Source organism: Pseudonocardia kujensis, from assembly GCF_021283305.1.
Classification (GTDB): Bacteria; Actinomycetota; Actinomycetes; order Mycobacteriales; family Pseudonocardiaceae; genus Pseudonocardia; species Pseudonocardia kujensis.
In genome coordinates this window covers 18,684-36,994 of record NZ_JAJSOK010000073.1, presented here as the reverse complement: position 1 = coordinate 36,994, position 18,311 = coordinate 18,684, and the positions used below count along the sequence as shown (strand labels likewise).

The 18,311-nt window shown below is 69.7% G+C and carries 18 protein-coding genes; 2 read left to right on the top strand and 16 right to left on the bottom strand.

Annotated features, from left to right (window positions below):
* From LWC35_RS32740 to LWC35_RS32705, 8 genes are all read right to left on the bottom strand, one after another.
* Positions 1 to 259 (bottom strand): Zn-ribbon domain-containing OB-fold protein (locus LWC35_RS32740; protein WP_232874360.1); only part of this gene is annotated, 259 nt, incomplete at its 3' end.
* 32 nt (positions 260 to 291) lie between these two features.
* On the bottom strand, positions 292 to 1,434 hold the full coding sequence (locus tag LWC35_RS32735) for a thiolase C-terminal domain-containing protein (protein ID WP_232874358.1): 1,143 nt from the start codon (positions 1,432 to 1,434) through the stop codon (positions 292 to 294).
* Positions 1,431 to 3,011 (bottom strand): class I adenylate-forming enzyme family protein, encoded by a 1,581-nt coding sequence (locus LWC35_RS32730; RefSeq protein ID WP_232874361.1) that lies wholly within the window; start codon positions 3,009 to 3,011, stop codon positions 1,431 to 1,433. Before LWC35_RS32730 ends, LWC35_RS32735 begins: the two co-directional genes overlap by 4 nt.
* Positions 3,012 to 3,016: 5 nt before the next feature.
* On the bottom strand, positions 3,017 to 3,460 hold the full coding sequence (locus LWC35_RS32725) for a nuclear transport factor 2 family protein (protein WP_232874356.1): 444 nt from the start codon (positions 3,458 to 3,460) through the stop codon (positions 3,017 to 3,019).
* 169 nt (positions 3,461 to 3,629) lie between these two features.
* Positions 3,630 to 4,331 (bottom strand): ABC transporter ATP-binding protein, encoded by a 702-nt coding sequence (locus LWC35_RS32720; protein ID WP_232874354.1) that lies wholly within the window; start codon positions 4,329 to 4,331, stop codon positions 3,630 to 3,632.
* Positions 4,324 to 6,081, bottom strand: a complete 1,758-nt coding sequence (locus tag LWC35_RS32715; RefSeq protein WP_232874352.1) for a branched-chain amino acid ABC transporter ATP-binding protein/permease — start codon at positions 6,079 to 6,081, stop codon at positions 4,324 to 4,326. Before LWC35_RS32715 ends, LWC35_RS32720 begins: the two co-directional genes overlap by 8 nt.
* A 64-nt stretch (positions 6,082 to 6,145) precedes the next feature.
* Entirely contained in the window at positions 6,146 to 7,021 is an 876-nt protein-coding gene (locus LWC35_RS32710; protein WP_232874350.1) for a branched-chain amino acid ABC transporter permease, read from the bottom strand.
* Between the two features lie 2 nt (positions 7,022 to 7,023).
* Positions 7,024 to 8,229 carry an ABC transporter substrate-binding protein gene (locus LWC35_RS32705; protein ID WP_232874348.1) on the bottom strand — a complete coding sequence of 402 codons (1,206 nt, stop codon included), beginning with the start codon at positions 8,227 to 8,229 and terminating at the stop codon, positions 7,024 to 7,026.
* 132 nt (positions 8,230 to 8,361) lie between these two features.
* Here LWC35_RS32705 and LWC35_RS32700 point away from each other — a divergent pair, with 132 nt between their 5' ends.
* Entirely contained in the window at positions 8,362 to 8,856 is a 495-nt protein-coding gene (locus LWC35_RS32700; RefSeq protein WP_232874346.1) for an Lrp/AsnC family transcriptional regulator, read from the top strand.
* 43 nt (positions 8,857 to 8,899) lie between these two features.
* Here the strand turns inward: LWC35_RS32700 and LWC35_RS32695 are convergent, their stop codons facing one another.
* A complete protein-coding gene (locus LWC35_RS32695; protein WP_232874344.1) occupies positions 8,900 to 10,513 on the bottom strand; it encodes a class I adenylate-forming enzyme family protein in 1,614 nt (537 codons plus the stop codon).
* Between the two features lie 48 nt (positions 10,514 to 10,561).
* Positions 10,562 to 11,029, bottom strand: a complete 468-nt coding sequence (locus LWC35_RS32690; protein ID WP_232874342.1) for a nuclear transport factor 2 family protein — start codon at positions 11,027 to 11,029, stop codon at positions 10,562 to 10,564.
* Positions 11,030 to 11,323: 294 nt separating this feature from the next.
* On the opposite strand from LWC35_RS32690, the gene LWC35_RS32685 reads away from it, so the two are divergent.
* Positions 11,324 to 12,040, top strand: a complete 717-nt coding sequence (locus LWC35_RS32685) for a TetR/AcrR family transcriptional regulator (RefSeq protein ID WP_232874340.1) — start codon at positions 11,324 to 11,326, stop codon at positions 12,038 to 12,040.
* 105 nt (positions 12,041 to 12,145) lie between these two features.
* On the opposite strand, the gene LWC35_RS32680 is transcribed toward LWC35_RS32685, so the two are convergent.
* From LWC35_RS32680 to LWC35_RS32655, 6 genes are all read right to left on the bottom strand, one after another.
* On the bottom strand, positions 12,146 to 13,267 hold the full coding sequence (locus LWC35_RS32680; RefSeq protein ID WP_232874338.1) for a sugar ABC transporter substrate-binding protein: 1,122 nt from the start codon (positions 13,265 to 13,267) through the stop codon (positions 12,146 to 12,148).
* A 27-nt stretch (positions 13,268 to 13,294) separates the two neighbouring features.
* Positions 13,295 to 14,233 (bottom strand): ABC transporter permease, encoded by a 939-nt coding sequence (locus tag LWC35_RS32675; RefSeq protein WP_232874337.1) that lies wholly within the window; start codon positions 14,231 to 14,233, stop codon positions 13,295 to 13,297.
* 74 nt (positions 14,234 to 14,307) lie between these two features.
* Positions 14,308 to 15,810: a sugar ABC transporter ATP-binding protein gene (locus tag LWC35_RS40625; RefSeq protein ID WP_232874335.1), complete on the bottom strand. Its 1,503-nt coding sequence runs from the start codon at positions 15,808 to 15,810 to the stop codon at positions 14,308 to 14,310.
* A gap of 45 nt (positions 15,811 to 15,855) precedes the next feature.
* Complete coding sequence (locus tag LWC35_RS32665; RefSeq protein WP_232874333.1) at positions 15,856 to 16,611, bottom strand: SDR family oxidoreductase; 756 nt, start codon at positions 16,609 to 16,611, stop codon at positions 15,856 to 15,858.
* Positions 16,608 to 17,459, bottom strand: coding sequence for an LLM class F420-dependent oxidoreductase (locus LWC35_RS32660; protein WP_232874331.1), 852 nt, complete (start codon positions 17,457 to 17,459; stop codon positions 16,608 to 16,610). The genes LWC35_RS32665 and LWC35_RS32660 overlap by 4 nt, the downstream gene beginning before the upstream one ends.
* Before the next feature lie 16 nt (positions 17,460 to 17,475).
* Positions 17,476 to 18,309 (bottom strand): mycofactocin-coupled SDR family oxidoreductase, encoded by an 834-nt coding sequence (locus LWC35_RS32655; RefSeq protein WP_232874329.1) that lies wholly within the window; start codon positions 18,307 to 18,309, stop codon positions 17,476 to 17,478.
* Positions 18,310 to 18,311: the final 2 nt, after the last annotated feature.

Sequence of the window (18,311 nt, the reverse complement as noted above, 5' to 3'; positions counted from 1 at the left end):
CGAGGGCGACCGCGTACGGGATCTCCTCGCCGGGTCGCCCGTCGAAGGGCATCTCCACGAGGCAGCGGGCGTAGAGGGTGCCGCCCCCGCTTGCGTCGATCCAGGACAGCTCCGACGACCAGCAGCTCGGGCACCACCGCCGCGGGAAGAAGAACGGTTCTCGGCAGGCAGCGCAGAACGGGAGGCTCAGGCGCCCCTCGGCGAGGCTCTGCCAGAACGGCTCCGACACCGCCGACATCGCGCAGTCGGTGGGTGCCACTGGAACGTGATCGTGTACGGACATCGCTCGCCTCACTCCCGTCCCAGGACCATGACGCCGTTCATGCCGAAGTAGCCGCCTGCCCCGGCGACCATGACGAACCGCGGATCGGGCAGCTGCCGGGCCCCCGCCTGACCTCGGAGCTGGCGCACGGCCTCGGTCACGTGGAGCATGCCGGCCACGTGCCCCTGGGATAGGTGACCACCATTGGTGTTCACGGGACAGCGGGCGCCGATCTCCAGGTTGCCCTCGAGGGCGTAGTCCCCACCCGTCCCGCGCTTACAGAAGCCCAGTTCTTCCAGGAAGACGATCACCGAGATCGTGAAGGCATCGTGGACCTGGAGCAGATCGATGTCGGACAGACGAAGGCCCGCCTGGGCGAGGGCCCGCGCGCCGACCTCCTCTATCTGCAGCTCGGCGATGCCCGGAAACTGACCGATGTTGCGGTGCGACGAGTTCATCGCCGACGAACGGACTCTGACCGGCACCGCGCCGAGCTCGCGGGCGACGTCGGCCGACGCCACGATGACCGCGCCCCCGCCGTCGACGATCACCGACGAGTCCAGCAACTTGATCGGCGACGCGATCGGCCGCGACGACAGGTAGTCGTCCATCGTCATCGGCCCGCGCATCACAGCGTTCTCGGTCAACGCGGCGTGCCGACGAGCGGCCATGGCCACCGCACCGAACCCTTCGGGCGAAGTGCCGTGCTCGGCCATGTGACGCGCCATCACCAGCGCGTACGGAACCACGGAGCCGACCAGCCCGAACGGGGCCTCGAACTCCAGGTCGTCGGCCGCCATGGTCCAACCTCGGCCTTGCTTGGTCCGCCCGGTCGCCGCCGCCTCGCCGAACGTGCAGGCGACCAGCGAGCACTCACCCCGTTCGATCGCCGCGACGGCATTGTTGATCATGTGGATCGGGGAGAGGATACCGCCGACGTCGATCGTGCCCTGCCGCTGGAGTCGGATCCCGAGGTACTCGTTGAGACTCGCCGAGAACATCGGGAACGGCCGGGAGTAGGGCCCGAGGTCGAACAGGCCGTCCAGGTCACCCACCGAGATGCCCGCGTCCGCACAGGCGTTGATCACGGCCTCGGCCTGCAGGTCCACCGCGGTGCGGCCCGGTTGCCTGCCCACCGCGGTCTCCCCGATCCCCACGATCGCATGGCTCATGACGCGCTCCTCTCCCCGTCCGCGCCGGCGCTCCGGCGGGCCCGGTCGATCAGGTCGGCCATTGCGGTCTTGCCCGCGGCGGTCTTCGGCAGCGCGTCCAGCAGGATCACCTGCCGCGGCGTCTGATAGCCGGCCATGCGTTCGCGGACCCAGCGCACGACCTCGTCCGGGGTGAGCCCGGGATCATCCGACACGACCGCGGCGACCACCCGTTCGTCGTAGCGCGGATCGGGCACCCCGAAGACCGCGCAGTCCCGGATGGCTGGGTGCTCGCCGAGGCGGGCGGCGACCTCGCGCGGGTACACGTTGACCCCGCCGGTCCGGATCATCTCCTTGAGCCTGCCGACGATGTGCAGCATGCCGTCCTCGTCGAGCCGGCCCAGATCGCCGGTGTGCAGCCAGCCGCCCCGGAACGCCGCCGCTGTGGCCTCCGGGTCGTCCAGGTACCCGTCCATGACCGAGTGGGAGCGCACGCAGATCTCGCCCACGTCCCCGCGGGGGACCTCCACGCCCTCCGGGTCCTGGACGGAGAGAACGACACCGGGTACGGGGGTGCCCACGGTCGCGAGGTGCTGCTCGCACACCTCCGGACGCGCGCTGGCGATGAAGGCGCTGTTCTCGGTCTGCCCGTAGATGTGCTCGATCGTCATGTCAGGTGCCCCGCGGCCACGGATCCGCTCCACGACCGGAAGCACCGAAGCGTTCGGGTCGTAGCTGGCGAAGACCACGGTGCGCAACGAGGACAGGTCGGCCTGCTCGAAGCCGTCGGCCTCCACCATGGCCTGCAGCATGAGCGGGACGGCGAAGAAGGAATGGCACCGATGGCGCTCGATGAGCCGGAGTGCAGCAGCTGCGTCGAATCGTCGCGTCATGAGTATGGAGCCGCCGAGCAGCATGTACTGGCGCATCATCGACCAGGTCCCGCCGTGGTAGGGCGCCTGGTACACGAAGAGCCGCTCGTCGGGGCGCACCCCTGTGGCCAGCGCCCCGGCGAACGAGTCGACCATGGTCGCGCGCTGACTCAGCACCGCGGCCTTCGGCACGCCGGTGGTCCCGCTGGTGAAGATGATGAGGTGCGGGTCGTCGAGCTCGGCATCGGACTCGGGCGGCGTCCCGCCCTCGGCGGTGAGCGCAGACCCCCACACCGCCGTCCCGCCGCCGAGCACCTCCACCCCGGGGGCCGCTTCCACGAGATCGCCGTGCTGCCGGCCGACCAGGACCAGCCCCGCTCCCGTCCGCTCGATGAACGACCGCACCGACGTCGGATGCAGGCTGGTGTTCAACGGCACGAGCACCGCACCGACGCGCGCGGTGGCGTAGTAGACAGCCACGTAGTCGATGCCCATCGAGTCCGCGATGGCGACCACGTCGCCACGGCGGACACCGTGTGCGGCCAGGCCTGCTGCCATCCGGCCGGCGTGCGCGACGAACTCGCTCCACGTGGCCGAGCGTTCGTCGTCGATCAACGCGATCTGGTCGCCGCGGTAGCGCGCGTGCGACTGCACGACGTCCCACAGAGCGAGCCCCGCCCGGGGCGACCGGACGCCCCCGCCCGTCCTCTCCCGGATGTCGACCATGCGTGTCAACGGCCCAGCGCGACGACGGTGATCATCGGGTTGTGGTACTCGACCCACCGCGAGATCAAGCCATCCTCGAAGAAGAACAGGCCGACGTACTCGTTCTTGTACGGACGGCCGGTCCGCTCGCGGATCGCGTCGGTGGCGTAGATGACCGCCAGCCCGTCCGACTCGAGCTCCCAGCTCTGCGACGCGGAGATCGAGAAGGGTACGAAGTTGGTGTAGGTCCAGGTCAGTAGAGCGCGGAGTTCCTCCGGCGTGCGGCATTTGCGCGTCATCCCCGGGGCCTGCCAGGGAACCTCCATCTTGAGGTCCGCGGTGAACGCAGCGACGCACTCGTCGATCCGCCCGTTGCTGAAGTCATCGAAGAGCCGGTCGACGAACTCCCGGCGGATCTTCCCGTTCTCCGTCGTGGAGCCAGGAAGATCGATGTCGCTCGACAGTGCCATGGTCGTCCTTTCTCTGCCTCTGCTGAGTCTTCGGGCCCTGCCCGGTGCACGTCACCCTCCACCTGGCGCCACCCCACGAGGAGGGTCGAGCCAGGCGGCGACCGCGCCGTGACGGGCGGGGCGCTCCGGTGGTCGCAGGCCGATCCCGGCCTGTGCCGAGCGGGTCCGTTCAGGCCGAGCCGAAGTACGCCTCGCGGAGAACGGCGTCGTGCGCGGTGACGGAGTGCACGAGTTCGCCTCGCCGCAGCACGTGCAGGGCCGAGCAGAACTCGTCGAGCAGTGCGGCGTTCTGATCCACCAGGAGCAGACCGAGTCCGTGCTCGCGGGCCTGCGCGACGAGCAGCTCGAGGATGCTCCTGGTCATCGCCGGGGAAAGACCCAGGCTCAGTTCGTCGGTGAGCAGGAACGTCGGCCGGGCGGCGAGGCCGCGGGCGATGGCGAGCATCTGCTGCTCGCCGCCACTGAGCAGGCCCGCCGTGGTGTCCGCCAGGGGTTGGAGGCGAGGGAACAGCTCGAGGATGCGGGTCTCGTCCGGGGCACGCAGCCGGTGCCCAGCGCCCAGCGCGCCCACGGCGATGTTCTGCCTCACCGTGAGGCCGCCGAAGATCCCGCGGCCCTCCGGCACGTAGCTCACCCCGGCGGCGACGATCCGGTCCGGACGGCCCGCGTACCGGACGCCGTCCACCTCGATCGACCCGGCCGACGGCACGATCAGCCCGCAGATCGCCCGTAGGGTCGTACTCTTTCCCGAACCGTTGGGCCCCACGAGACCGATGACGTCCCCCGGCTCGACCTCGAGGTCGACGTTCCGCAGCACGCTCGCTGCACCGAAGCGCACGGACAGGTCTCGGACGGAGAGTCGCTCAGGCACGTGAGGCTCCGATGTAGGTCTCGACGACGCGTTCGTGGCGCAGGACCTCGTCCGGCGGCCCCTCCGCGAGAGTGCGGCCGAACTCGAGCACGACGAGCCGGTCGACAATGCCGCGGAGGAACTCGATGTGGTGGGCGACGACGACGATCGTGACCCCGGAGTCGCGCACGGAGCGCAACGCGGTCGCCATCGCGTGCATCTCCGTCTCGTCGAGACCGGCTGTGGGCTCATCGAGCAAGATCACTGCCGGTCGACTCGCGATGGCACGGGCCACGTCCACCGTCTTCTGCTCCGCCAGGGGAAGCTCCGCCGCGAGTACCGTGCGGCGGGACTGGGGAAAGCCGAGAAGATCCAGCGCAGCGTTCGCTCTGCGGCGGGAGACCTGCGCGTCGCGGCGGGAGGCGCGGGTGGGCAGAAGCCCGCCCAGGCTCCCTGCGGACACGCCTGAGCTTGCCCCGACGCTCACGTTCTCCACGACGGTCAGGTCGCCGATCAGCGAAGGATGCTGGAAGGTCCGGGTCAGGCCGGCTCGCCGGATCGCGCGGGCGTCCTGCCCGCTGAGCAGCCGGCCGTCCAGCAGGATCCGACCGGAGTGCGGCTGCACGCCGGAGATGCAGTTCAGCAGCGTCGTCTTCCCCGCGCCGTTCGGACCGATGATGCCGAGGATCTCCCCCGGCGCCGCACGCAGGAAGACATCGGAGACCGCCTTGACGCCTCCGAACGCCACCGAGACGTCCTCGACGACGAGCTCTCCTGGGTGAGCGTGGTCGTCGTCGTCGCTCGCGGGCTCGGGCGGAGGACCCTCCGTGGCGGCCACGACCGCCCGACCGCCCTCTCGTTTGACGGGTCCGAGCCACCCGACGAGGCGTTCCGCGAACCCGTAGACGCCTTCGGGGAACAGGATGAGCGCAAGCAGGATGGCAACCGGGAAGGTTGCGCTGAGCAGGCCGGCGTCGCCGAGTGTCGACTGGTTGACCACCGCATAGAACAGGCACCCGAGGACGGGGCCGAGGATCGACCCGAGTCCGCCGAGGACCGCCATCGCCATGAGGTTGACCGACATCAGCGTTCCGAAGCTCTCCGGGGCGAGGTAGCCGGCGGCCTGGGCGTAGAGGAACCCGGCGAGACCGGCGGTGGCTGCCGAGTAGGTCAGCGCCGCCCGCCGCGCTCTGTTCACCGTCACGCCGTTCGCCTGCGCGACGACGGGGCTCCGCTTGATCACGCGCAGGGCGATCCCCGCCCGGCTGGTGGCGTAGCGCCACGACAGGACACACACCACGAGCAAGGAGCCGCCGGCGACGTAGAACAGGGTGACCGGGTCGCTGAGATCCGTGCCGAAGATCTCGGCGGTCTCCACGCGGATGCCGTCGGCGGAATGGGTCAGCCACGCGAACGTCCGACCGCTCAGGAGCTGATGGACGAGATAGGCGAAGAAGAACGTGATCAGCGCGGTGCCGAGGTCGGCCACCTTGACCGCAGGTAGTGACAGCAGCAGGCCCAGCAGAGCTGGGACGAGGATCGCGACGGGCAGGGTGAGCCAGACGTTCCAGCCATGGTCGGTGGCGAGGACGGCGCTCGTGTAGGCGCCGACGGCCACGAACCCGAAGTTGCCGAAGGTGAGTTGGCCGCCGTAGCCGGAGAAGATGTCGATGCCTACTGCGGCGATGGCGTAGACGAGCCCCAGGGTCACGGCCGCGGTCGCGGTCGACGGCAGGACGACGGGGACCAAGGCGAGCAGTCCGAACGTCACCAGGATCGGCGTGAGTCGGATGCTCCGTGCTCTGCTCGTGAACATTGTTGGAACACACCTTCCGCTAGAGGCGCTGGATCGAGGCGCGACCGAACAGACCCCATGGTCTGACCGACAGGGTCGCGAGGAGGACGGCGAAGACGATCATCGTGCCGACGTCGGGCGTGAGGTACAACGAGGACACGTTCCCCACGACCCCGATGACCAGACCCGCGACGAAGACGCCGTAGAGGCTGGACAGCCCCCCGACCGCGGCGGCGCTGAAACCGATCAACAGGTAAGGGTCGAGCATGTCCGAGGACAACAGCGAGGTTGGGGCGACGAGCAGGCCGACGCACGCTGCGACGACGCTCGACATGGCCCACGCGAGCAACGCCAGCCGGCCCGTCCGCACACCAAGGATCCGGGCGACCTCCGGATCGCTCGCCGTCGCGATGAACAGGAGCCCCACGCCGGTGGAGCGGAACACGACCAGGAAGATCGCGACGAGCACCAGACCGACGCAGAGCGCCCCGATGGTGTTCCAGGCGATGGCCACCCCGCCCAGTGTCAGAGCGTTCGACGTCGAGAAGATCGACGGGAACGTGAAGGGTTGGCCGTTCGCCCAGGTGGCGTTGAGGACCGCGAGCACGACGAGCAGGATTCCGAAGGTTCGGATCGTCAGGTTGAGGTGGCCGGCGTCGGACCGTGGCCGGATCGCGATCGCATACACGGCGGCGCCGAGGAGCGCTGCGGCGACGAGTGCGAGGACGATCGCGACGCGGAACCCGACGAGATCGATCGTGCGGTACGCCGCGAAGACGGCCACCGTGGCCAGCACGCCGACCGCGAAGTTCGCGACACCGGTGCACTTGTAGAGAATGATCGTGGCGAACCCGAGCAGGCTGTACAGCAGCCCGCTGACGAGCCCGCTGATCAGTCCGCCGAGCAGGAGCTCCATCGTCAGCTCCCCGAGCCCGGCAGCGCGATCGTGGCGAGCTTGTCGAGGGATCCGTCGGAGACGGTCACCCCGAAGATCTCGCGCTGCCCGACGCGCTGGTCGGCGGTAAAGGTCATCGGCCGGAAGGCGGGCGAGGCCGGGAAGTCCTTCCAGGACAGCAACGCGTCCGTCAGCGCTTGTCGCGTCGGCTGCGGACCCGCGGCGTCGAGCGCGCTGGTCATGGCCTGGGCTGCCGCGCAAGCGAAGGTGGCGTTGATGTCCTCCGCGAGGGTGGGCGCGACCTGGTCCATCACGTCGCGGCAGGTCTTCATCCCGGGGCTGTTCGGGGTGTCGACACCCGACGCCGCCACCAGCATGCCGGGCGGCAGCGCCTTGGAGGTCTCGAGGACGCCCTGGGTGAGGATGGCCGAGAAGCCCAGGATCTTCTTCTTCGGCAACGCACCCTGTTTGGCGATGCCGTCGAGCACCCGCGCACCGTCGGTTCCTTGGATGACGACCAGGTAGTCCGGCGCAGCCTGCTTGATCTTCAGAATCGCCGGGGCGAAGTCGGCCTGCCCGGCGGTGGTGATGTCCGTGCCGAGGACCTGCGCCCCGTGCGCGGTGGCGGCCCGGGTGACCGCGGCGGTGATGTCGTCGACGCCCGGCAGCTGCTGCGCGAGGATGTAGACCGAACCAGGCCCGAAGGTCTGCATGGAGTAGTCGGTCAGGGCGTTCATCTGCTGGTCGTAGGACGGCAGCGCGAGGAACGCGTTCGAGGCCGAGGACAGGTCGGGCACGCTCGCCGTCGGAAACAGGAACGGCACGCCCGCCGGCTCGGCGACACTCTGAATCGCCGGCGGCTGGATGGTGCCGCACCCGCCGAAGATCGCGAGCACGGGCTTGCGGACCAGCTCGCGGGCGTTGGTCAGGGCCTGCGGGGCGAGGTACTGGTCGTCGAGGACGGTGAGTTCGATCTTGCGTCCGTGGATTCCGCCGGTGTCGTTGACGTGCTTGAACCACGCCGCGGCTGCGTCGTTCACCGGTCGGCACACGGTTCCGGCCGGACCCGAGAGCGGCAGGGAGGTACCCAGCGCGATCGTGTCCGCGGTGACTCCAGTGGCGTCGGCGCCGCCGCCTGAGGCGCCGGTCGAGCAGGCGGAGAGCGTGACGGCGAGACCCGCGGCGAGTGCGATGCGGGTCAGTCGGTGCCGGGCTGAGGTCGGAGTCATGATGGTCTCCTGTGATCGACGCTGAACAGGGACGAACTGGACGGCGGCCCGGCGTCGGGTCGCCGCTTGGTAGCGTCACGAAGCCGGACCAGAGCCGTGCAGGTCGGCCCGGACGAGCGACGAGGGAGTGCCATGGCGGCGGACAAGCTGTTGTCGGCCATCGATGCCCGCCTGCTGCTGGAGCTGGAGACGGACCCTCGGGCGACGGTCCTCGCCCTGGCGCAACGACTCGGGTTGTCGCGGAACACGGTTCAGGCGCATCTCGCGCGGCTCGACCGGCTGACGGGCCTGGGGCCGCTCGGCGGTGGCCTCGACCCGAGTCATCTCGGCTACCCGCTGCGTGCCTTCGTCTCGATCGAGGTGGTGCAGCAGCAGCTCGACGCCGTGGCCGGACACCTCGCGGAGATCGCCGAGGTCATGGAGGTCCAGGGGCTGAGCGGGCGGCCGGACCTCCTGGCGCACGTGGTGGCCCAGGACACGAGCGATCTGTACCGTGTCGCGTCGGCGATCCTGGCGATTCCGGGCGTCGTCCGTACCGACACGGCCATCGTGATGCGGGAGGTGGTCCCCCGCCGACTCGATCCCCTGCTGCGGTGCCATCTCGCCCGCGCTGCCCGCATCCCCTGAGGAGGTCGGGTCCCGACGGCCGGACTGTCCTCCCGCTTCGCGCTCACGCTGTGGTGTCCGTGACCCGGCGCGCGTGCGCACCCTCGGCGAGTTCGATCAGTCTCGTCGTGGCCGTCTTCCCGGCCGGGGTCTTCGGGAGTTCCGCGAGGACGAGCACTTGGCGGGGGGTCTGGTAGCCGGCGAGCCGCAGCCTCAACCACGTCGTGATCTCGGCCTCCGTCACCGCGTGCCCGTCCCGCGGTGTCACGGCGGCGACCACCCGCTCGTCGTAGCGGTCGTCGCGGACACCGAAGACTGCGCAGTCACGCACGGCCGGGTGCTCGGCGAGCGTCGCGGCGATCTCGCGCGGGTAGACGTTCACCCCCGCGGTCCTGATCATCTCCTTGAGCCGGCCGATGATCCGGAGCATGCCGTCCGACCCGATGGTGCCGAGGTCGCCGGTGTGCAACCAGCCGCCCTCGAACGCGGTGGCGGTCGCCGCTTCGTCGTCGAGGTAGCCCATCATGACGCTCTGCGAACGCACACAGATCTCCCCCGTCTCACCTCGCGGTAGCTCGGCCCCGTCCGGGGCCCGGATGGTGACCGTCACGCCGGGCACCGGGGTCCCGACCGTCCCCAGGTCGTGCTCGCAGTCCTCGGCGCGCGCAGTGGAGATGAAGGCGCTGTTCTCGGTGAGCCCGTAGATGTGCTCGGCCGTGAGCCGCGCCGCCCCCTGCGTGCGGATCCGCTTCAGCGCGGGCCCCACCACGGCGGTCGCGTCGTAGCTCGCGAACACGACATGACGCAGGCTCGAGAGGTCGGCCTGCGCGAAGGCCGGCGCGTCGACGATGTCCTGCAGGACGAGCGGGACGGCGAACAGGCATGTGCATCGATGGCGCTGGAAGGCCTCGATCGCGCGTTGCGGGTCGAAGGAGGGAGCCAGCACCATCGAGGCCCCGACCAGCACGTACTGGCGCATGATCGACCAGGTCCCGGTGTGGTAAGGCGGCTGGTAGGCATACAATCGGTCGGTGGCGCGCAGGCCCGCCGCCAGCGCCCCCGCGTACGCGTCGGCCTGCGTCCCCCGCTGACTCAGGACCGCCGCCTTGGGTACTCCCGTGGTTCCGCTGGTGAAGATGATCAAGTGCGGGTCGTCGAGATCACCGCCCCCCGAGGGCAGTCCGTCGTCGTTCTGGCAGAGCGAGCGTCCCCAGGTTCGCTGGACCGAGCTCACGGCCACCGGAACCGCGACGTCGTCGAGTAGCGGCCGGAACTCGGCAGCGCACGCGATCAGCATGGGCCGGGTCCGTCGCACCTGCAGACCCACGCCCGCGGCGGGAAGGCTGATGTTCAGCGGGACGAGGACGGCACCGATGTGGGCGGTCGCGTAGTAGAGGCAGACGTAGTCCACGCACAACCGGTCCGCCACGGCGACCACGTCGCCCCGCCCGACCCCGAGGCGGTTCAGCCCGCGCGCCATCGCGCGGCAACGGTCGGCGAACGCAGCCCAGGTGAGGCTTTCCGCGGGGTCGATCAGGGCCGTCCGATCGGGCAGGCAGCGGGCGAACGCCCAGATCGGGTCGGCCAGGCTGGCGGAGCTCCGAGGTGAGTTCGGCAGGTCACGGATTCGGTCCCGGACGGCCACTCCGCGCGGTTCGGCGGGCGGGAACGTGTGCATGAGGTTCTCCACAGCGTCGTCGTGTCCATCCACTCGTGGCACCCCCGCTCACCCCTTCGCGCTCCCCTTGTCCCCACCGACCGCGACCAGAGTCGCGAGCGGGTCGCAGTATTCGAGCCATCGGGCGATCCGACCTTCCGAGATCCAGAAGAGTCCCAGGTACGTGTTCTGGTACGTCCGCCTCGTCGCGCGGGCAACGCAGTCACTCCGGTACTGGACGGCGAGGCCGTCGGGCACCAGTTCCCAGACCTGTCCCCGGGCGATGCGGAAGGGATCGAAGAAGTCGACCGCCCACTCGAGGAGCTCCCGCAGCTCCCCGACTCCCCGGCACCGACGGGTCAGGCCGGGCGCCTGGAACGGCAACTCCATGTCCACATCAGGCGTGCATATCTCGAGGCATCGATCGACCCGCCCATCGACGAGGTCGGCGAAGAAGGCGTCGACGACGTCCTGTCGCGCAGACGCCTCGCTGCTCAGAGGCACATCGAACTCGCGGGTGACGTGAAGACCGGACACTGTGCTCCTCGACGCTGAGACTCTCGGTTCCTGCGAACGGGACGACACCAAGGCAGCTCTGACTCGGCAACCTGGCTCCGCGAAAATGCGCATCCTGCTCATCCGGACTTGGCCGCTCGGTGACGAACCGGCAGGAGTGCCACGGGCGCCGACTCCCGCCCGACCTGCCCGTCGAAATCCGGACACCGACGCATCCTCCGCCGAAGGGCACGTGTGTCCGACGGTCGAGCTGGCCAACGGATGGCAACTGTGCTGCGATCTGCTGCACCGGACCTGCCGATGGAGCCATGTCACATGCCCAACAGCACCAGCCGTCGACGGCTCATCTCCAAGGAACTGCTCGACACGGCCGCCCAGCTGTTCGCGGAGCGCGGCTTCGCGGCGACGACGTTGCAGGACGTGGCCGACGCGATGGGCATCAGCAGACCGGCGCTCTATCACTACGTGCGGAGCAAGGACGAGCTCCTCGTCGAGCTCACCCGAGACATCGTGGCTCGGTGGGTGCGGATCCTCGAGGACACCGGCGCGCGGACGGACCTGCCCGCCGACCAACGACTCGAGACCGCACTTCGCGAGATCATCGTCCACAACGCCCGCAACGCCGCCCGCATCCGCCTCCTCGACCGGAACGAGCTGAGCCTCCAGGCCGAGATCACCGCGGCGAACAGACAGGCTCGCCACCGGATCCTCCAGCTGCTCACCGAGATGGTCGAGGACGGGATCGCCGCCGGCAGACTCCGCCCACTCCCCGCCCGCACAGTGGCGCTCGGCATGATCGGCGCGGCCAACTGGGTCATCTGGTGGTACCGCCCGTACAGCGACGACGATCCCGAGCAGATCGCCGACGTGCTGCTGGACATGCTGATGGGAGGCGTCCGTCGGTGTGCCGGCCGGGAGGTCGAGGCAGGTCCGTGGGCTGCACTGCGGTTACTGCAGGAGGACGTCTCCCACCTGGAGACGACGCTGACCAGAGTGCTCGGGCCGGCCCTGCGTCCGCGCGAGGAACCCTGACGACCGACATGAGCGGCCGAGACGGAGCGGGACCCAGGGCGCCGGCGGAATGTCGCCGCCTCCACCAGCCCGGGGCCCTGCTCACGTTCAGCGACCGCCCGGTCGTCAGCTCGACGCGCCCCACAGCTGGGCGAACTTCGCGTCGGCACCGATGACCACCGGGGTGATGCCGTCGACCTTCAGGTCGGTCTCGGCGACGTTGTTCTTCGTGACGATCCAGAACCGCGGAAGCTGCGACGGCGCCGCCTGCACTCCGGTCACGTGCCGGACGATCGAGTCCAACCCCGCGAGGTAGGTCTCGACGTACGGCCACGGGACCGACGCCAACTGCTCGCCGGTCTTGATGTACTGCCACGTGGTGTCACCGCCGCCTTGGCCGACGATCTCGACGTGGTCCAGGCCGGCCGCCTTCAGGGCCGCGGGAAGACCGGAGGCGAGACTGTCGATGGCCAGCACCACATAGTCCACGTCGGGGTGTGCGCGCAGGTAGCCGACGACGAGCTGCGGCACGCCGTTGCCGAGCGCTGTGATGGGCACATCCTGGGACGCCGTCGGACAGGCGGGGCACAGCTCCTTCATCGACGCGAGGAACTCGTCCTGCAGCTTCGAGAGGTTGTCGAACGCCGGTACGTTGACGTAGACGGCGTTCGCTCGGCCACCGCTGTGCGAGATCACCGAGGCCGCCATCAGCCGGCCGGTCTCGCGCTGCTGGTCGGGGGTACAGATGGCGAAGTCGATACCGTTACCCTGCGGGTTGGTCGAGCACACGCTGACCATCCACGTGCCGTTGGCCTGCAGCTCCGGCAGGTAGCGTTCGTACACGCCCCGATCGATGCCGATGTAGATGGCGCCGTCGGCCCGGTCTCGGACGATCTGGGCGAACGCCTGCTGTTGTGAGCCGGGGCTGCCGTCGGTCGTCAGCACGTTGAGCGTCCAGCCGAGCTTGTCGGTGTGCACCTTGAGCATGCCGGCTATCACGTTGCAGTCCGCTGCCGGACAGCTGACGAAGTCGACGACCTTCCCCGGCGGCACCGGCTTGCCGATCGGCTCGGTGACGTTCAGGTCGCTGGGTCGGACCGACGCCCCCTGGACCAGATCGGCGGCGCGTTGGACACCGGCCTGGTCGACCGGAGCCGAGGCGGCCGAACCGCCGCCACCCCCACCACACGCGGCGAGGATCACCGCAGACGCGGCGGCCAGCAGAACGAGAAGGGACTTCCTCTGCATGGGAACTCCTGTGTTCCGGGAGAGGGATCAGCCGCGGCGGATGCGGCGGCGTTGGAGACCGGTGGCGGCGAGCGCACCGATGAGGACGACGCCGGTGAACATGTCGGCGGCGTAGTTGGGGGCGGCGGACAGTGAGAGCCCGACGGTGCCCGCTCCGAGCATGACGACGGCGATGAGGGTGCCCCAGGCGTTGAACCTGCCCCTCTTGAGCTGCGTCGCTCCCACGAAGACGGCAGCGAAGGCAGGGAGCAGGTAGGCGGTGCCCGCCGTCGGTGAGCCCGCGGAGATCGACGAGGCCAGGCACAGCCCGGCGAAACCAGCGACGCCGGCCGACACCAGCAGCCCGCCGAAGCGGATCCGGTCGACTGCGATCGTCGCGAGGCGCGCAGCATCCGGGTTGAAGCCGACGGCATAGATCCGCCTGCCCACCACCGTGTGCTCCAGCACGAACCACAGCACCAGCGCTACCACCACCGCGTAGACAGCCGGTCCGGTCAGCCCCACGATCTGGACCTGGGCGAGCTGAGAGAAGCCGCCGGCCAGCTCTACCCCGGAGATGATCTGCGCGTTCGTGAAGAAGATGATGAACGCCTGCACCAGCGACCCCGTGGCCAGAGTGCCGATGAACGAGTCGATCCGCATGACAACCACGACCAGCCCGTTGACCACCCCGATGACCAGCGCGACCAGCATCCCCAGCAGCATCGCGGCGAAAGCGCTCATCCCGTGCACCACGAAGTGCGCCGCCGTCACTCCGGACAGGGTCATCACGTAGGCGAAGGAGAGGTCGAAGGTGCGGGTCGCCAGCGGCACCACCAGGGCGAGCGCGGCCAACGCGGTGATCGAGTAACCGTTCGCGACCTGCTTGACGGTGGCGAGGGTGGGGTAGGTGGACGGCAGTGCGATGCTGAACACGACCACGATCACCACCAGGATGTAGACGGCGCCGATGGACCGTGGGCTCACGGCGGTCGCCCACCGTGTCCAGACTCGCTCGGTCGCGGGCGGCCGCGACGCGGCGGGGCGCTCGAGGGTGTTGGTCATCGCTGTCCCGTCTCTTCCATCGCGTGGATCAGGGTGTGCTCGGTGATCTCGTCGCCGTTCAGCTCCCGCACGACGCGGCCGTTGCCCAGCACGAGCACACGGGTGCACAACGCCAGCAGGTCGCCGACGTCGGCGGAGGTCACGACGACTGCGAGCCCCGCGCGGGCCCGCTCGGCAACCAGCTCGTAGATCGCCTGACGGGCGGCGGGATCGACACCCGACGTGGGGTCGGCGAGCAGGAGGACGTCGGGGTCGCGCGCCAGGCAGCGCGCCAACATCACCTTCTGCTGGTTGCCGCCGCTGAGCGTGTCGATTCCCACCCGCTCGCTCGCAGCCTTGACCCGGACGTCGGCCATCCATCGGGCCACCGTGCTCCGCTCGCGGGAGTGCGCGAGACCCGGCCCACGGCGCAGGCGCCCGAGAATCGAGATCGTCAGGTTCTCGGCCAGCGACATGCCCGGCAGCACGGCGTCGCGCAGCCGGTCCGAGGGGACTATCGGGAGGTTGAGCCGATTCGCCCGTGCCACTGGGACCGCACCGACCGTGCCGACGCTGATCTCCCCGTCGGCCCCGGCCACCGCACCCGCGAGGGCCGGTACGAGCTCGGCAGCTCCGGAGCCGGGCAACCCCGCAACCCCGACGACCTCGCCCTGGCGCACCTCCAGCGATACGCCGTCGAGATAGCGTCCGCGAACGTTTCGCGCTGTGAGGGCCAGGGGATTGCGATCGACGGGGGGAAGGGCGGCGCGATAGCCCACGTCGACGTCGGCGCCGGCCATCAGGGCGGCGAGCGTCTCCGGTCCGAGGCCGGCCGTCGGCCGGGTGGCCACGACCCGCCCGCCGCGCAGCACTGTCACCCGGTCCGCCAGTGTCAACACTTCATCCAGCCGGTGCGACACGTACAGGATGCTCGTCCCGCGCGCGCGAACGCCTCGAACGATCTCGAGCAAGTGGGCCGCTTCGCCCGGCGGGAGGACCGCGGTGGGCTCATCGAGGACGAGCAACCCGGCCCCGCCGTCCCAGCCCGCCAAGGCCGCGGCGATCGCGACGACCGTCCGTTGGACCGGGGTGGCCGCCGACAGCGGTGCGTGGACATCGAGGTCCACGGCGAAGTCCGCGAGGAGCTGATGGGTGCGCCTCACCTGAGCCCGCCAGCGGACGCGACCGGCGCTGGTGAGGAACTCACTGCGCAGCGCCAGGTTGTCCACGGTCGAGAGCTCCAACACCAGTCCGAGGTCTTGGTGCACGAACCGCAGACGGTCATGACCTGCGAGGTTGGAGTGGGTCAGGGGTTCCCCTGCGAGTCGGATCTCCGAGCCCGGGTCGGGGGTGTGGTAGCCGGCCAGGACCTTGATCAGGGTCGACTTGCCCGACCCGTTCTGGCCGACGAGGGCGTGGATCTCGCCGTCACGGACCTCGAGGTCGACGGCGTCGAGCGCCGTCGTTCCCGGGAACGTCTTGGTGAGCCGACGCACGTCGAGGACGGAGGGAACGGTCACGTGCACCTCTCCTTCGAGGCGGCACCGCGTGGAAGGGACGGGCGCTCACACGAGCGCGTAGCCTCCGTCGACCGCGATGATCGATCCGGTCGCGTAGGTCTGGGTCATGCAGTAGATGTAGGCGCGGGCCACCTCGGCGGCCTCGCCGACGTGCCCGACGAGGTTGGTCTCGGCGGTCTGCCGGAACATGGCCTCGCGTGTCGCCTCATCGAGATCGGCCCACATCCCGGTCCGGGTGAAGCCCGGACGGACGACGTTGACCCGGATCGGCGACAGCTCCATCGCCAGGGCGCGGGCGAGAGCCTCCATCGCGCCGCAGACGCCCGCGAGCACCCCGGACGTGGCTCGTGGACGGACGCCGGCCGCTCCGCTGGTCAGTGTGATCGAGCCGCCCGGGTCCAGGTGCGGTGCCACCGCACCGATCACGGTCAGCGCGCCGAAGTACCTCGTCTCGAAGGCCCGGCGAACCTCGTCGACAGGGAGTGTTGTTATCGGGCCCGTGACGGGAGCGTCGGCCGCGGTATAAGCGACGTGGTGGACCTGCCCAATCCGGCCGAAGACCGCGTCGAGGCCGGGACGGTCGAGGGCGCTGATCACATGTCCCTCGACGCCCGCGGGCAGCCGGTCGAGGGCCCGTTCGACCGAGTCCTCGGCACGCGAGATCACGCTGACCCGCGCCCCCGCTTCCGCGGCCGCATGGGCGACCCCGAGGCCGAACCCCGAAGCCCCGCCGACGACCACGACATTCCTGCCGACCAAGGGCTCCGGTGCGGTCAGCACCTCCGCGTACTGCGTTGTCACGTTGTCCTCCGGTGCTCACCGAGACCCAAAGCCCTCGCCAGCTCCCCGAGGCTGTCGAGTGCGTCGTGGTCGTCGGTCAGGATCTGTACGGGGACGTGGTCAGCCCCCGCGGCGTGGAACTCCTCCAGCCGGGCCGCCACCTGCTCGACGGTGCCGTGCGCGACGACAGCGTCGGTCAGCCGGTCGCTGCCCCCCTCGGCGAGATCGGCCTCGGTGAAGCCGATCCGCTTCCAGCTCGATCGGTAGTTCGTCTTCTGGATGGATGTGGCGAAGGAGCGGCGGCCGATCGCGCGGGCCCGCTCGACGTCGGTCGTGAGCAGCGCTTTGTGCTCGGGGGCCAGGAAGGCCCCCGGCCCCAGCAGTTCCCGGGCTCCGGATGTGTGCGCCGGCACGGTCAGATAGGGATGGGCGCCCGCGGATCGCGCAGCGGCCAACCGGAGTGTCTTGGGGCCCTGCGCGGCGATGACGCGACGGTCCGCCGGGACGTCGTGCGCGTCGAGCACGTCCAAGTACTCGTTCAGTGCACCGAGCGGTGAGCGGTACTCCTGGTTCAGCTCGGGGTGCCCGGCTCCGATGCCCAGCAGGAACCGTCCGGGGAACGCCTTGTCGATCCGGTGAAACGACCCGGCGACGACGGAAACGTCGGCGGTCCAGATGTTGACGATGCCGGTAGCCAGGCAAAGGGTGTCCGTGGCTTCCAGCAGGGGCTCGGCCCAGTCGAGCTCGGCCGCCGGGGAGCCGGCCACCCAGTAGGCACCGTAGCCCAGCCGCTCGATCTCCCGTGCCGTCTCCACGGTGGGGGCGCCGACACCGAACACGCCGTACCGCCCGAGGTCGGGCTTGGCCATGGTCGTCTCCTCCTTCCTACCTGACGAGCGCGCCGGCGTCGACCGGGAGGGTGACCCCCGTGATGTAGCGGGCCTCGTCGCTGGCGAGGAACAGCACCGCGTTACTGATGTCGACCGGTTCGACCCACGGGACCTGAATCGCGTTGAGCGAGAGGAAAGCCGGCAGAGCGGCCTCCTGGGAGGGCTCCGCCGCATCGGGGGCGAACATGCGGTAGGTGCCGGGATTCTGGATCATGTCGGTGTCGGCGTTCGTGGGGTGCACCGTGTTCACTCTGATCCGCTGGGACGCGAACTCGTTGGCCATCGTGCGCATCAGCCCGACGATCGCGTGCTTGGCGGAGACGTAATGTCCCACGTTCGGCATACCGCGCAGCCCACCGATGGAGCTGATGAAGGTCAGCGATCCCCCGCCCCGCTCGACGAGGTGCGGGAGCGCCGCCCGCGCGGTGTTCCAGACACCGGTCAGGTTGACGTCGAGCACCTCCCGCCAGGCTCGCTCCTCGAGCTCGAGTGTGGACCCGAAGCTCACAATGCCGGCGTTCGCGACCGCAATGTCGAGGCCGCCGAGCTCCGCGACCGCCGAGGTGACGGTCTCGGCGAGGGCGGCGCCGTCGCGGACGTCCGCGACCGAGGCGACGATGCGTCGATCGAGTTTCTCGACGGCACGGACGGTCTCCGCGAGGTCCGCCTCGGTCGCCGGGGGGTAGGTGTCGACGGTCTCCAGCGGTGCGCAGAGGTCCACGGCAATGATGTTCGCGCCCTCTTCGGCCAGCCGGACCGCGTGACTGCGACCGAGCCCGCGGGCCGCTCCGGTGATGAAGGCGATCTTCCCCTCGAGTCGTCCAGACATGC